Below are 13707 nucleotides of genomic sequence, written 5' to 3'. Positions count from 1 at the left end.
AAGGGAGTTAACAAATGGCAGGACATGCTAATACAAAAGATTTAGTTCATGATGGTGTAATTGCTTACCCTGATGATCCACAATTCGGTAAGGCTAGCCCTAATAAACTTGGTATGTGGCTGTTTCTTGGAACAGATGCCATGTCGTTTTCAGGTCTACTAATTGCTTATGCTGTACTTCGTGCAACTAAGCATTGGCCAAATCCTGTTGAAGCACTTGGTGGTGTTCACCTTTCAGGGATTATGACATTTATTCTTATTTGTTCTTCTGTTTCAATGGTTATGGCAATTGATGCTGTAAAAATGAGACAACCTAAGCAAATTAGAAATTGGCTTCTAGCAACGATTATTGGTGGAGTTATCTTCCTTGGTATTCAGGCATATGAGTATGTTCACTTAATGACTGATATGGGAATGACTTTCTCAACATATGAGCACGGAAATAACCTGTTCTCTTCAACATTCTTTGCTATTACTGGCTTCCACGGTCTTCACGTACTTTCAGGGGTTATTTACCTAACTTATATGTATGTACTAGCACTTAGAGGTCGCTTTGATAAAGGTGACTATGGACTACTTGAAGTTTGTGGTCTTTTCTGGCACTTTGTTGACCTTGTTTGGATTCTAGTATTCACGTTCATTTACTTAATTTAATTAATTAGAATATATGTAAAAAGGGCCCCAGTTAATCTGGGGCCTTTTTGTTTTTGGCCAAAATATTAGACGAAATCAATCGAAAAGAGTATAAGGTCAAGTATATGAAAGCATTTATCGTTCCCTTACTTATACTAATAGTCGTTCTATTTTCTGATTATGTGATGGCATGTCCAGGCTGTGCTGGTTCGATGGATAATCCAAAAGATGCCCGTCTCGTGTGGATTTTAGTTATATTTATCGGGCTAATTTATATTCCATTTTTTATTCTCTATAAAACGATTTACAAATATCGCAAAAATTCAAAAGTTGCTATCGCCAATGAAGAAGAATAACAGCAACTTCATTTATACACTTCTATTTATTTTAAGCGGCTTTATTGCGCTTTTTCTTGTTTGGTTTATTTATTTCAAACCAGAAGCGGCCGTAAAATTGTGGTGGGTAGATCATCTTCCACTTGTAAACGCTATCTTAAATACAATTTCTGCGACATTACTTTGTATGGGATATTACTTTGTAAAAACAAAGAGGGTTTCCCTTCACATAAAGAGTATGTCAGGTGCGACCGTAACATCAGCACTTTTTCTGATTTCATATCTACTTTATCATCACTATCATGGTGATACGAAATTCATCGCACAGGGAATGGTAAGGCCAATTTACTTTGCAATTCTCATCTCTCACGTACTTCTGAGTATTGTGATGTTACCAATGATTTTAATCACTCTTTGGAACGCTTTTTCTGGAAATTTTTTAAGTCATAGAAAATGGGCAAAGTGGACTTTACCCATTTGGCTTTATGTTTCAGTAACAGGTGTTCTTATTTTTATTTTCCTAAAGTATCTGAATTTTTAGTCGTTCTACGTTTTTCAATATCAAGTCTTGATTTTGGAAGAACCACTTCATGTGGGGCAACTAGAACTTTTTCACCAATAACGGTGTCACCAAAGATCGATGCTTTCAGTCCTACTGTTGCACCTCTTTTTATTACTGTCGGAGCAATAACGAGATAACCAGCTTGCGCGTAGTGAGCAAAAATTGTAGCAGAGCCACCAATTGTTACATAGTCTTCAAGAGTGATGAGGCCAGGGTCAGATATATTTGTTGTATTGATGACACAATTTTTTCCTATTTTCATTCCCATCATTCGATAGAAGAGAATAATAATTGGAGTCGCTTGCCAAAAGTCTAAAACAGTATAACGAACAAGTTGAGTTAAGGCATTGTGATAGTACCAAGGAAGAGTTTCAAGAGAGATCCAACTTCCTTTAAACGGCTTCATCTTTAATGGATAGAGCCAATTGAAGAAGGGAACAATAAAGATCAACGTTATAGTATATGCCCCGTATGACATCACAAAAGCAAGGGACATAGAAAGGCCTTGTACAAGGATATTACTATTGGCAACCATGGCATATGTTTCAGTAAGAAATATATAGCCCGGAGTTAATGCAAGTGTAATACAAATTACATAAGTAATTGCCGGAGGTAACATTGCCACGACATATCCAATGGCATTACTTTTTCTAAAGATATTCTCAAAAAACCTCGCAATTCCCTTTTTGTCAGATGCGCCTGAGCCAAGTTCTTCATGGCTCTTTTTTTCTTTTGTACTCATTAATCAACCTATTTGATATTATTAATAATATTTGTAGCCCTTATTATATCATCAATATCTTGGTAAATGCTAAAGCCAAACCTTAAAATATTTTGTCGGTAATCAGTTTCAATACTTTCTTTTCTCAGTTTTTGAGCAAAAGATTCGCATTCTTTAGAGTTTGGAAACTCAAAGGCCAGGAAGTGGCCCCTTGTATCCATTGGGATAAGGTTCTTAGATAGATCAGTATCAGAAATACGATTGAGAAACTCATTCATATTTGTTTTTACGTGATTATGAATTTGTTCTACTGAAATATTCTCTTCTTTCCAAAGTTGTAAAACTGCATTCATTCGATAAAGGGCAGAGAAGTCCATTGTGGATCCTGCAAAACGAAACCCTTCATTGCTAAAAGGAACTTCATTTTCTTTGTAGTTTGTTAGTTCTCCCATTTGAGCAAACCAGCCAGTATTCTTGGGTTTAAGTTTCGTGTTTCTTGGTGAAATTAAGAAACAAGATCCTTCTCCTGAACCACAATATTTATAACCGCCGGCCATATAGAAAATTCGATCCTCAATGGCCGATAAGTCAGTCGGTAATGCCATGAATCCATGGTAGGCATCGATAACGATGGGTGCTTCGGTTTTAATTTCGTTAATAAACTCCGTTAAATCTGGAATTGCATAACCAGAATTAAAGAAGACATGACTAATAAAAATTAGGTCGTATTTATTAGAGTTTGCTTCTTTGATGAAGTCATTTATGAAAGAGTTATCTCTTGTATTTTTTATTTTCGTAACTGATACAATATTTTCTTCTGCAAGCCTATTGATCTGTCGGTCAAATGAATAAAACTCACTATCTGTTGTTAGGATTTTTGCTCCATTAGGAAAACAAGATAATAAGCGATATGTCAGTTCATGTGTGTTAGGTGCAAATGTAATTTGCTCTGGACTTGATATGTTTAATATTTCAGCTAATCTCGTTTGAAGCTCGCGAAATGTGTTTGAGAAAAATTCTCCCCATTTATGGTCTGCGTACTTTGCACTGTCATCCCAATACTGAATCTGTGCCTCTCGCGTGACGTTTGGCCAGTAATGATGTGAATGTGCTGCAAAGTGAAGCTTTCCCTCGTTTGCTTTTAGAAATTTTGAAAAGTATTTCTTATACATTCTAGTCCTTATAATTAAAGTTCATTTCGTCTCGCAGTTCCTGTGGAAGACTTGGCCTTTGAGATCTTGGAATTAAAAATGTTGAAAGATTAAATAAATCAATAAATGACCTGTTATTTTCAGCGGCATCCCTTAAGTATTGATGTCCAGATGATCCACCTGTTCCAATCTTAGTTCCTAGCATTCTGTGGGCCATTAATGCGTGCTTATATCTCCACGTTGTAAAATTCTCATCAATATCCATTAGGTGGGAAAGTATTGTATATGGAAGAGTTAGAATAGGCTCATCTCGATAGAGAAGCACAAATAAAGCATTAAGAGTTGCTTTTTGTGAGAGTCTACGCTTGCCCTCTTTGACAAGATTGGCATATTTTTCTTCATTAAATAGAGTATCAAAAGTTTCTCTCGTACTTTGTAGATTTGCTTTTTGAATCTCAAGTGCTTTAGGAGTCATATTTGCAACATTACTAAAAATTGTAATTTCATCCCCACAGAGCATATCTTCTACGCAAGCTTGGTATTCTTTCCAAAAATCAAAATCTTCTTTAAAAGTAAATGGCATTCTTTCTAGCCATTTTTCAAGAGCTGAGAATAAAGTGTCTTCTTTTTCGATTTTTAAAAGTCTTTCTTGATCTTGTTTATTTAATCGACCGAGAAAGTATTCTCGATCCACTTCCTTACGGTCACTTGTTGATAACCCAAGTAAAATCTCAATTTCTCTAAACTGAACACTTTGAAAACCAGAAGCTGGAACAAGAAGCTCTCTAAACTCAAGGAAGTCCATCGGAGTCATTGTTTCCATGACTTCTAATTGACCAAGTAGTAATGTTTGAATCTTTTTAATTCTTTCTAATCGAGAAGATACCGTTGAAAGTACTGACTCTTGAACTTTTTCAACTGAGAAAATTTTCTTTATTGAGTTGAGCTCGTGTAGAATCTGTTTAAACCATAATTCATATACTTGATGCACTAGTATAAATAGTGTTTCATCGTGGGCCTCGTCACCATATTTTTTTGACAGAGGATTTTGAGTATCGAGTAATTTATTTAATTCTAAATAGTCACCGTAATAGACAGGTCCTTGATTTTTGTGCATATTGACTCCTATAGAGAAATACTATCCTATCCCATCGAAATTGGAAATTATTGATAGCTAATGTTGGGTAAAGAAGTTGTAAAAGTAGAAGACATAATGATGGATAAGAATCGATTTAAAAAGTTTTTGCCTATAGTCATAATCACCGTTTTTACATTGATTTTCATTGGAGGAATGGTTCGTAGTACTGGTGCAGGTATGGGATGCCCTGATTGGCCGACCTGTTTTGGAAAAGTCATTCCACCTACTAGTGTTGATCAACTTCCCGATGACTATCGTACACGTTTCTCTAAACCAGGACGAATTGTTGCAGTCTTTAATCCTGTACATACTTGGACGGAATACTTCAACCGTATGGCCGGAGTTTGGACTGGTATCGCTTCAATTATTTTATTCGTCTTATCTTTTGCCTATAAGAAGGATAATAAGAAAGTTGTCTGGCTTGCAGGACTTTCCTTATTCTTAGTTGTTTTAAATGGAGGAGTCGGAGCAATGGTTGTCCGCTCTCATCTTCATCCAAATGTCATCACTGTTCATATGCTACTGACAATCTTTCTAACCTTTGCTTTGGCACAGCTGAAATATGAAACTAAGCCAATTTCATTTGAACGAAATTATAATGTTGATAAGTACAAAGATTATTTATGGGTTTTAGTTACTTTTCTCGTAATCCAGGTTGTCCTAGGGACACAGGTAAGAGAGCAGATTGATGTGATCACAAATACTGAGCCAAATTTAGCACGTACTAATTGGCTTGAGAGGCTTGATATGATTTTTTATATCCATCGCTCATTCTCGATTCTAATACTTTTAGGCTTCTCATATACTCTGCGAAGAATTATGCAGGAATTTCAAGACCATGCATTTGTCCAAAGAAAGTGTATTTCTATCATGTTAACGCTGATAGGAGTGGTTGCTGCGGGGGTAATTTTAGCATACTTAGCATTTCCGGCCGTTGCTCAGCCTATACACCTACTCTTTGCAATCTTACTCACATACTTTATATATGAGTTAATCGTAATTTTAAAAAAAGCAAAACAGGTGAGTGTATAAGTGTTTCGTACTTTGGCCTTTATCAATATTGTTCTGACTTTAGGGCTAATTGTTATTGGTGGGCTCGTTAGTGCAGACTTTACTGGTTTAGAGTGTACTTCTTGGCCTATTTGTTATGCATCAACTGTTGATAAGGCCTCAATATATCCGATTCTTCATAGAATTTTTGCTGGAATCATCATTATTTTAAATACGATTCTTTTTATTAAAAAACCAAAAGAGAGAGCAATTCGTTTAGGTTTATTCCTACTTATTCTTCAGTCACTTCTTGGTGGTATAAATTTTATCTATAAGTTACCTACATTAGTTAGTGTTTTTCACTTAATGCTAAGTTTTGCGTATATCGCAATCTTTGCTCAGCTATTTGTTCCTGATATTGAAAAAATCAGTGAAAAAATTGTCAGTTATAATCCCAAAGCTAAAGACTTTGTTTTTGTAATGCTCCTAATTGCATTGGTACAATTTTTCTTTGGCGGTGTAATTCACCAAACAGCAACAAAAGATGTTTGTGGTATGGGTGAGAATATTAATATTCTTTGTAATACAGCAAATGGTATTAAGTTTTGGCCTAGTACTGTAGCGGCCCAAATTCACTCGCTACATAAGTATCTAGGGATACTTTTCTTACTTACATTAATTGTTTATCTATTTAGTATTATTAAGACTGCATTGAGTCTCCATGGGAGAGCTTTTAAGCAATTTTCATTTTTAAGTTCAAGTTTAGTTATCTTATTTTTAATCCATTTATTTAATGCAAAGAGATTGTTCTTATTAACTGATACGACTTACTTCCAAGTTCTTCACTTGTTATTGGCCGTACTAATAAGTTTAAACTTAATCTTTTTATTTCAATGGTTTAAAAAGTTCGAAGAAGTAAATCTTGGTGGATACCAGCATACATTTGCAAGTGATATGTTAAGTCTCACGAAGCCTAGGCTTGGGTTATTAGTCGTTTCGACAATCATTTCTGGAATCTTGTTAACTGGTGAGTATATCGACTTTTTTTATCTAGTTAATGCACTAGTCTTTTCGATTTTAATTGTAATGTCGGCCACGACTATTAATTGCTATATGGAAATTGATGTTGATGCCAATATGGTTAGAACTAAAGATCGAGCGCTACCTGCTGGAAGAGTAAAGCCGATTTATGCTCTTATTCAGGGATGGATTTTATTTATAGTTGGTTTTCTCGCAACGTACTTTTTTGTTAATACTGCGACGGCATTGCTCGGTGCGTTGGCATTTTTTTCTTACCTATATGTGTATACACCTATGAAAAGAAAGAGTCCTGCCGCGTTATTTGTAGGGGCATTACCGGGAGCAATTCCACCAGTTATGGGCCGCACAATTGTCACTGGTGAGATTGATGGCCTTGCCATTTTACTCTTTACAATTTTATTTATTTGGCAGATTCCACACTTTATGGCCATCTCAATCTATCATAAACAAGACTATGCTGAAGGTGATATTAAGGTCTATCCTCACTTCTATTCAATTACTAAGATGAAGATCTGTATTGCTGTTTGGACATTTTTGTTAGCACTATCTGCTGTCAGCGGATACTTTTTCGATCTCAATTCAAAGAACTTTTTTATAGCTTCGATAATTGCTAATGGATTATTTTTTGCTCAAAGTTTGCAAAGTTTTTTCATTGATGACGAGGAGAGTTATGTGGCTTGGGCCCGACAATATTTTTGGGGTTCTATAATCTATTTACCTCTCTTGTTATCCTTGATGATTTTCCTTAGCTAAATCGTGGAAAATGTTATAAAAAAGGGTTAAAATTTAGCAATTCAATTTAATTAGGTATTTCAATAGAAGGAAGGTCTATGGGATTTTTGACACCTGTTTATGCTGCAGTTGTTAGCACAACTTCTAAGCAGATGAGTCTTTGGGAGAGAATGACTCCTCCAGAAGACATCTCAGTTAACGGTCATTTAATTGACTGGTTATTTGGTTACACGACTTATATGAACTTATTTTTCTTTGCATTAGTTTGTATTGGTCTTTTTGGTTTCTCTTATAAATACGCAGCTAAGAGACACCCTAAGCCGTATTATACTTACGGAAACAAGAAAATTCATATCATCATTGCGACTGTAATTGGTCTATCGGTATTCCTGGGAATCGATATGAACATTACAAGAATTTCAAATGATGATTATGTAAACGTTTTTGCAAAGTGGCCAAAAGCTGATGAGAATCCACTTCGAATTCAAGCTCTAGGTCAACAGTGGGCATGGCACTTTAGATATGCCGGTGCAGATAACGTTTTCAACACAGAAGACGATGTTGTGCAATTAAATGACCTTAGACTTCCTACTGATCGTAAGGTTGTTATTCAAGTTCTTTCTAAAGATGTAATTCACTCTCTATACTTTCCAAATGCGCGTCGTAAAGTTGATGCTATTCCTGGTCGTTTAACTCGTATGTGGTGGGAACCTACAAAAGCGGGAACTTGGGATATTGCATGTGCAGAGATGTGTGGAACATATCACTATAGAATGAAAGCTTCTCTGACTACTTATTCACAAGAAGACTTCGCAGTATGGCTTGCAGAAGCACAAGAGAAAGCTCTTCAAGAGAATGATCCTGAAAACCCTGAATTATTCTGGGGTTGGAAGTGGCAGTATTAATTTTAAAATAATTTTTAGGAGAATATAAAATGGCATTTTTCGAGCAACATATTCACTCAGAGCCAAAGACTTTTATCTCAAAGTATATTTTCTCTTTTGATCACAAAGTGATCGGAAAGCAATTTCTTTGGTATGGAATCATTGGTCTAGGTTTAGGTGGGATGATGGCCCTAATGATTCGCTGGACACTAGCGTTTCCAGGAGAGGCATTCCCAGTACTTGGTCACCTTCTTTTCCCTTCAACGGGAGGAGTTGTGCCACCAGATACGTACGCGATGTTATTTACAATGCACGGTACGATCATGATTTTCTACGCAATTACACCTATTCTTATTGGGGCATTTGGTAATTACCTTATTCCTCTACAGATTGGTGCGCGAGATATGGTTTTCCCACTACTTAATATGCTATCTTTTTGGATTGCAGCAGCTTCTGCATTAATTCTTGTGGCATCTTTATGTTTACCATTAGGTGCAGCAGCAGGTGGTTGGACTTCATACCCAACGTTATCAACACTGATAGGATCACCAGGTGCAGGTCAAACTCTTTGGTCTTTAGCGCTTTTCCTACTAGGTGTTTCTTCAACAATGGGTGCTGTTAACTATATTACTACGGTTATCGTTCTTAGAGCTCCAGGTATGGGATATTTTGATATGCCACTTTCTGTTTGGGGTCTATGGCTTACAGCTATTCTAAACGCGATCTTCCTTCCAGTTCTTGGTGCAGGTCTACTTCTTCTTATTTTTGACCGTGTATTTGGAACGACATTCTTCCTAGCTGGTGCAGCAGCAACAACTGGGACAGGTGATCCAATTCTTTACCAACACGTTTTTTGGATCTTTGGTCACCCTGAAGTTTACATTCTTATTCTTCCTGCTTGGGGGATTGTATCTGATTTACTTTCTTTCTTTGCAAGAAAACCAGCATTTGGTGCGAAAGCAACTGCGCTTTCAATGACTTCAATTACAATTCTTTCAACGCTTGTATATGGTCACCATATGTATACGACTCAAATGAGTCCACTTTTAACTCAAACGTTTATGACTCTTACTATGACGATCTCGATTCCATCAGCAATTTTCTTTGCTAACTGGTTAGGAACAATCTGGAAAGGGTCAATTAGATTTGATACACCAATGATTTTCTCTCTAGGTGTTGTATTCGTATTTGGTCTTGGTGGTTTAACTGGTCTATACCTAGCTACAGTTACAACTGACCTTTACCTTCACGATACTTACTTCGTTGTAGGTCACTTCCATTACACTATGGCCGCTTCAGTTCTACTTGGTGGTTACGCTGCTATTTATTTCTGGATGCCAAAGATGTTTGGTAAATTCCTAAATGAATTCTGGGGTAAGGTACACTTTTGGATCACAATGATTGGTCTAAATGGTGTTTTCATGGGAATGATGATTGTTGGTTACGCTGGAATGCACAGACGTCTATACAATCCATTCGTATATGAATTCATGGAAAAAATGATTCCTATTAATACATTTATTACTTACTCAGCTCTACTTATGGGGCTTGGGCAGATTCCATTTGTTATTAATTTTGTGTACACAATTTTCTTTAAGAAAGAAAAAGAGCCAGTACCTAATAACCCATGGAATGTAGGTACACTTGAGTGGACTATCCCATCACCATCACCGGTTTATAACTTCAAGGAAATTCCTGTTGTTAAATGTGGGCCACACGAGCTAGGAAACCCTAATCTTCCAGAAGGTAAGGATTTCCAATACCAAACTGAAGAAATAGTTGAGGCATAATTAGAATGAGCCAGGTTATGACGAATAAAGACATTGAGGCAAGAAAACTAACATCTTCAATTGCGATGATCGTTATCCTTGTTTCTTTTACGATGCTCTTTGCTTCGATGTTACTTGGCTATTCTGTATATCGCTTTACTGTTGATGTATGGCCACCAATGGGAATGCCGAGAATCCCTCTGACAATTCCAATGGTGAGTACGTTTATAATTGCGTTAAGTTCTGCAACTCTTGTTCTTTTTGAGTCTTCTTTTGAAAAAAAGAACCTTAAGGCCATGAGAGCTTACTTTGGTTTAACGTTCTTATTAGGACTTGGGTTTATGTTTGTACAGTTACAACTATGGAACTCAATGGCCGCAATGGGATTACACGCCTCAGGCGGTGTTTTTCCATCATTATTTTATGCATTAACTTGGACACATGCTGCGCATATTGTTGCAGGTTTAATTGCATTATTATTTCTACTTCCTGTAGCTGCAAAAGGTTACAGTGTTGAGAAAATAACTTGGGTACAGAATGTATCTAAGTTTTGGCACTTTCTTGGTGTCGTATGGTTAGTAATGTTTATCGTTATGTTTGTATTTTAAGAGGATAGCTATGAAGAAAATGGCATTAACTTTAACAGCAATGTTTACAATTTTATCTTTGGTTTCATGCCAGGAAAACCATTTTAAAGAAGATAAAGTATTCGCAGGTGGTCTCTATGTTAAGAGTGAAGTTCTTAATAGAGGGAAACAAATTTATACTGAGTACTGTATGGCCTGTCACGGTGTTAACGGTGATGGAAAAGGTGTTGCAGCTAAGTCAATGAAAGTTCCACCGCGTGACTTTACAAAAGGTGTCTTTAAATTTGGTCTTGTTCCATCAGGAGAACTTCCACATGATAAACATCTTTATACAATCCTTGAAAAAGGACTACATGGAACAGCAATGCTTCCTTGGGACCTTACAAAAGATCAAATGTTTGAAGTAGTTCAATACATCAAGACATTTGCTCCAGATGTTTGGGAAGGTAAAGATAAGAAGCTTGGTGAGCAAGTTATTTTAACTAAAAATCCATATGGTGTAGCTCACTTAGAAGCTGCCATTGAGGAAGGTAAGAAAGTATATCACGCCGATGCAATGTGCTGGTCTTGTCACAGAGCTTATGTTCCAAAAGAGGAGCTAGCAGAGCTTACTGGAATGGGGGAAGATGACTTCACTGAACTTGACTACCAAGTTAAGCTTCAAGAAACGGAATGGGGATTTAAATCACTTCCACCTGAATTCACTTGGAACTCAATTCGTTCAGCAGATACTGTTGAAGAAATCGCTCTACGTTTAGCTGCTGGTGTTGGTGGTACAGCAATGGCCGCCTGGAAAGGAACAATAACTGATGATCAAATTTGGGCAGTTGCTCATTACGTTCATTACTTAAAGAGTTTAAAGAATACAGATGCTCGTAAAGAGTTAATGGATCGTATTAAAAACCAATAACAAAAAAAGAGAATCGATAAGATGGCAACTCTAGGTATAAAAAGATCAAATAACTTATTCGAAGTGCTTATTTCAAAGAAAGCATTTTGGTTAGTATTTGTTCTTTATTTCTTCTCTGTTCCGGTTATTAAGTCGGTAACAAGAGAGTTACCACAAGAGCTGCCTGTCTTAAAGAAGCTTCCAGACTATTCACTTGTGAATAGTTTTGGAAAAACATTTGGTTCGAAAGAACTTGCAGGTCGTGTTTATATTGCAAACTTTATTTTTACAACATGTCCTTCAAGTTGCTTGAGATTAACAGCTGAAATGCAAAAGATTCAAAAAAGAGTAAGAGGACTGGGACAAAAAGTTGCTCTTGTTTCTTTTACTGTTGATCCAGATACTGACAAACCAAAAACTCTTTTTAAATATGCAAGAAAACATCAAGCGAATCCTTATGTTTGGACATTCTTAACTGGTGAAACTAAAGACCTTCAAGCTACAATTATTGATGGCTTCGGAGTTGCCATGGGTGAGATGGAAGAAGTTAAAGGAAATGTTAACGGTGAAACTGTTACAATGTTTGATATTGCACACTCTGAGAAGTTAGTTCTAGTTGATGGAACAGGAAACGTCAGAGGTTATTATGATTCAACAAAGAAAGACATTAATAAATTAATGATCGATGTTGGCTTACTAGTAAATAGAAAAGAATATTCAAAAAACTAATATAAAAATGGAGAATAAAATGGCCGAAGGTGCACATCATTCACATAAGAAACTTTATATCTTTATTTTCTTCGTACTTGCGTTTCTAACTGCTGTAGAACTTATCATTCCTGGTATGACTAATATTGCAAAGATCTACCGCGACTCTGCTTTAATTCTTTTAGCATTCGGAAAAGCATTTCTTGTTGCTTATTACTTCATGCACTTAAACGAAGAAACAAAGTGGACTCGCTTTATCGCAGCTATTCCAATTTCAGCTGGTGTATATGCGACAGTACTTATTTTAGAATCAATGTTTAGATAGGACAAAAAGGAGTTTGTATGTCTGAAAATACAAATACGAATACAACGACTGAAACACAAGCAAGTAAGAAAGAACCATTACCAGTAAAAGATGGCCAATTCACTGCAAAGACTACTTGGATTATTGGTTTTTTAATCCTTATGCTATTAGTTCTAAAAACCTTCATCTACACAAAAGATAAAAAGAGACATGGAAAATAATAAAAAAGCCTACTAAACAGTAGGCTTTTTTTATGCACAAATTTCTTTTTAAAAACTTTACTCTATATATTCAATACTAATTATCTTATCGCCCTTTCTGACTTTATCTAAAACATCTAATCCATCAACAACTTGTCCAAATACAGTATACTTTTTATCTAAGTGTGGAAGTGCTGTTAAAGCAATGTAGAACTGCGAGTCTGCACTATTTTCATCTGTTAAAGTACGTGCCATGGCCATTGTTCCTTTAACATGACTTAATTTATTAAATTCTGCTTGTAACTTTTGACCGGAACCCCCTGTACCAGTACCTGTAGGGTCACCTGTTTGTATAACAAAGTCAGGCACAACACGATGAAAAGATAAACCATCATAAAAACCACTTTGAATAAGTTGAATAATGCGTGCAACGGTATTAGGAGCCACTTTCGGGTAGAATTTAAAGGTGATTACACCATGAGAAGTCTTAATAATACCTTCAGATTCAGATAATCCAGTACGATCAACTTTTATTTTAAAGACATCGACCTTTTTGTCCGATGTATTTTCTTGCGGGTTTTGCTCTGTATTTTTAGTACAACCTAAAATAAAGCATAGAAATAGTGTTATTCTTACAAACTTTGCAATAGTCATTATTGAGAAACTCCTTGTATATATGAAATTATGATAGGGAATAAAAAAAAATGCAAAAAAAAGTTAAAAAAAAGAAAAAAGTGTATTGACATATAAAACGAGAAGACATAAATTACGTTTCACCTTGAGAGATGAACGACAAACATCACTGCAAAACAGTTGATGCGAAATCTTGTGGGCGTGTAGCTCAGTTGGGAGAGCACCTGCTTTGCACGCAGGGGGTCGCAGGTTCGACTCCTGTCATGTCCACCATTTATTTCAAGAGGCTCTTTAACATTTGAATATAGTATAAAAGATTTGCTGCTTCGGTAGCAATCAAGATGAGAAGAAATCCAAAAAAAGTTTTAAACGGTTTTTGAAAGATCTGACGTAACTGAATCATTGAAGTTACTTCAATCAGTCAGATGCCA

At 36.1% G+C, this 13707-nt stretch carries 16 protein-coding genes and 1 tRNA gene; 13 read left to right on the top strand and 4 right to left on the bottom strand.

The window, feature by feature from the left end; all coding sequences use genetic code 11:
• Positions 1-14 precede the first annotated feature (14 nt).
• Genes VCM44_RS00085 through VCM44_RS00075 form a run of 3 tightly spaced genes read left to right on the top strand, consistent with a single transcriptional unit; the run spans position 15 to position 1508 of the window.
• Entirely contained in the window at positions 15-653 is a 639-nt protein-coding gene (locus VCM44_RS00085) for a cytochrome c oxidase subunit 3 (RefSeq protein ID WP_334677704.1), read from the top strand.
• 53 nt (positions 654-706) lie between these two features.
• Positions 707-988 carry a hypothetical protein gene (locus VCM44_RS00080; RefSeq protein WP_133296894.1) on the top strand — a complete coding sequence of 94 codons (282 nt, stop codon included), beginning with the start codon at positions 707-709 and terminating at the stop codon, positions 986-988.
• Positions 975-1508: a DUF420 domain-containing protein gene (locus tag VCM44_RS00075; RefSeq protein ID WP_114706208.1), complete on the top strand. Its 534-nt coding sequence runs from the start codon at positions 975-977 to the stop codon at positions 1506-1508. The genes VCM44_RS00080 and VCM44_RS00075 overlap by 14 nt, the downstream gene beginning before the upstream one ends.
• Here the strand turns inward: VCM44_RS00075 and VCM44_RS00070 are convergent.
• The 3 genes from VCM44_RS00070 to VCM44_RS00060 are packed head-to-tail and all read right to left on the bottom strand — an operon-like array spanning position 1480 to position 4518.
• Entirely contained in the window at positions 1480-2271 is a 792-nt protein-coding gene (locus VCM44_RS00070) for a hypothetical protein (protein WP_114706209.1), read from the bottom strand. The two genes, VCM44_RS00075 and VCM44_RS00070, sit on opposite strands and share 29 nt — an antisense overlap.
• Positions 2272-2279: 8 nt before the next feature.
• Complete coding sequence (locus tag VCM44_RS00065) at positions 2280-3422, bottom strand: aminotransferase class V-fold PLP-dependent enzyme (protein ID WP_334677703.1); 1143 nt, start codon at positions 3420-3422, stop codon at positions 2280-2282.
• Between the two features lies 1 nt (position 3423).
• Entirely contained in the window at positions 3424-4518 is a 1095-nt protein-coding gene (locus VCM44_RS00060; RefSeq protein ID WP_114706211.1) for a tryptophan 2,3-dioxygenase family protein, read from the bottom strand.
• 60 nt (positions 4519-4578) lie between these two features.
• On the opposite strand from VCM44_RS00060, the gene VCM44_RS00055 reads away from it, so the two are divergent.
• The 9 genes from VCM44_RS00055 to VCM44_RS00015 all read left to right on the top strand — a co-directional run bounded on the left by VCM44_RS00055 (position 4579) and on the right by VCM44_RS00015 (position 12664).
• Positions 4579-5571, top strand: coding sequence for a COX15/CtaA family protein (locus VCM44_RS00055; RefSeq protein ID WP_114706212.1), 993 nt, complete (start codon positions 4579-4581; stop codon positions 5569-5571).
• Complete coding sequence (gene cyoE / locus VCM44_RS00050; RefSeq protein WP_334677701.1) at positions 5572-7323, top strand: heme o synthase; 1752 nt, start codon at positions 5572-5574, stop codon at positions 7321-7323.
• Positions 7324-7400: 77 nt separating this feature from the next.
• Positions 7401-8207 (top strand): cytochrome c oxidase subunit II, encoded by an 807-nt coding sequence (locus VCM44_RS00045; RefSeq protein WP_114706214.1) that lies wholly within the window; start codon positions 7401-7403, stop codon positions 8205-8207.
• 29 nt (positions 8208-8236) lie between these two features.
• On the top strand, positions 8237-9976 hold the full coding sequence (locus VCM44_RS00040) for a cytochrome c oxidase subunit I (protein ID WP_114706215.1): 1740 nt from the start codon (positions 8237-8239) through the stop codon (positions 9974-9976).
• A 17-nt stretch (positions 9977-9993) separates the two neighbouring features.
• Positions 9994-10563: a cytochrome c oxidase subunit 3 gene (locus VCM44_RS00035; RefSeq protein WP_158536807.1), complete on the top strand. Its 570-nt coding sequence runs from the start codon at positions 9994-9996 to the stop codon at positions 10561-10563.
• A gap of 10 nt (positions 10564-10573) precedes the next feature.
• The gene (locus VCM44_RS00030) at positions 10574-11452 is read left to right on the top strand and encodes a c-type cytochrome (protein WP_114706217.1); all 879 of its coding nucleotides are present in this window, start codon (positions 10574-10576) and stop codon (positions 11450-11452) included.
• A gap of 21 nt (positions 11453-11473) precedes the next feature.
• Positions 11474-12160 (top strand): SCO family protein, encoded by a 687-nt coding sequence (locus VCM44_RS00025; RefSeq protein ID WP_114706218.1) that lies wholly within the window; start codon positions 11474-11476, stop codon positions 12158-12160.
• A 19-nt stretch (positions 12161-12179) separates the two neighbouring features.
• Positions 12180-12464 carry a cytochrome C oxidase subunit IV family protein gene (locus tag VCM44_RS00020; RefSeq protein ID WP_158536808.1) on the top strand — a complete coding sequence of 95 codons (285 nt, stop codon included), beginning with the start codon at positions 12180-12182 and terminating at the stop codon, positions 12462-12464.
• Positions 12465-12481: 17 nt separating this feature from the next.
• Complete coding sequence (locus tag VCM44_RS00015) at positions 12482-12664, top strand: hypothetical protein (RefSeq protein WP_114706220.1); 183 nt, start codon at positions 12482-12484, stop codon at positions 12662-12664.
• 57 nt (positions 12665-12721) lie between these two features.
• Here the strand turns inward: VCM44_RS00015 and VCM44_RS00010 are convergent, their stop codons facing one another.
• Positions 12722-13297 (bottom strand): peptidylprolyl isomerase, encoded by a 576-nt coding sequence (locus tag VCM44_RS00010; protein WP_120404079.1) that lies wholly within the window; start codon positions 13295-13297, stop codon positions 12722-12724.
• 176 nt (positions 13298-13473) lie between these two features.
• Here VCM44_RS00010 and VCM44_RS00005 point away from each other — a divergent pair.
• Positions 13474-13549: transfer RNA gene (locus tag VCM44_RS00005), tRNA-Ala, on the top strand.
• Positions 13550-13707: the final 158 nt, after the last annotated feature.

Source organism: Halobacteriovorax sp. DPLXC-1, from assembly GCF_036903125.1.
Taxonomy (GTDB): domain Bacteria; phylum Bdellovibrionota; class Bacteriovoracia; order Bacteriovoracales; family Bacteriovoracaceae; genus Halobacteriovorax_A; species Halobacteriovorax_A vibrionivorans.
The sequence above is the reverse complement of the archived record's forward strand: the minus strand, read 5'-3'. Positions and strand labels throughout refer to the sequence as shown.

Bases quoted from the DNA above. Each gene is read 5' to 3' on its own strand.
- VCM44_RS00035 (WP_158536807.1), top strand. From the start codon at position 9,994: ATGACGAATAAAGACATTGAGGCAAGAAAACTAACATCTTCAATTGCG.
- VCM44_RS00015 (WP_114706220.1), top strand. From the start codon at position 12,482: ATGTCTGAAAATACAAATACGAATACAACGACTGAAACACAAGCAAGT.
- VCM44_RS00060 (WP_114706211.1), bottom strand. From the start codon at position 4,518: ATGCACAAAAATCAAGGACCTGTCTATTACGGTGACTATTTAGAATTA.
- VCM44_RS00065 (WP_334677703.1), bottom strand. From the start codon at position 3,422: ATGTATAAGAAATACTTTTCAAAATTTCTAAAAGCAAACGAGGGAAAG.
- VCM44_RS00025 (WP_114706218.1), top strand. From the start codon at position 11,474: ATGGCAACTCTAGGTATAAAAAGATCAAATAACTTATTCGAAGTGCTT.
- VCM44_RS00070 (WP_114706209.1), bottom strand. From the start codon at position 2,271: ATGAGTACAAAAGAAAAAAAGAGCCATGAAGAACTTGGCTCAGGCGCA.
- VCM44_RS00085 (WP_334677704.1), top strand. From the start codon at position 15: ATGGCAGGACATGCTAATACAAAAGATTTAGTTCATGATGGTGTAATT.
- VCM44_RS00020 (WP_158536808.1), top strand. From the start codon at position 12,180: ATGGCCGAAGGTGCACATCATTCACATAAGAAACTTTATATCTTTATT.
- VCM44_RS00055 (WP_114706212.1), top strand. From the start codon at position 4,579: ATGTTGGGTAAAGAAGTTGTAAAAGTAGAAGACATAATGATGGATAAG.
- VCM44_RS00040 (WP_114706215.1), top strand. From the start codon at position 8,237: ATGGCATTTTTCGAGCAACATATTCACTCAGAGCCAAAGACTTTTATC.
- VCM44_RS00075 (WP_114706208.1), top strand. From the start codon at position 975: ATGAAGAAGAATAACAGCAACTTCATTTATACACTTCTATTTATTTTA.
- VCM44_RS00010 (WP_120404079.1), bottom strand. From the start codon at position 13,297: ATGACTATTGCAAAGTTTGTAAGAATAACACTATTTCTATGCTTTATT.
- VCM44_RS00030 (WP_114706217.1), top strand. From the start codon at position 10,574: ATGAAGAAAATGGCATTAACTTTAACAGCAATGTTTACAATTTTATCT.
- VCM44_RS00045 (WP_114706214.1), top strand. From the start codon at position 7,401: ATGGGATTTTTGACACCTGTTTATGCTGCAGTTGTTAGCACAACTTCT.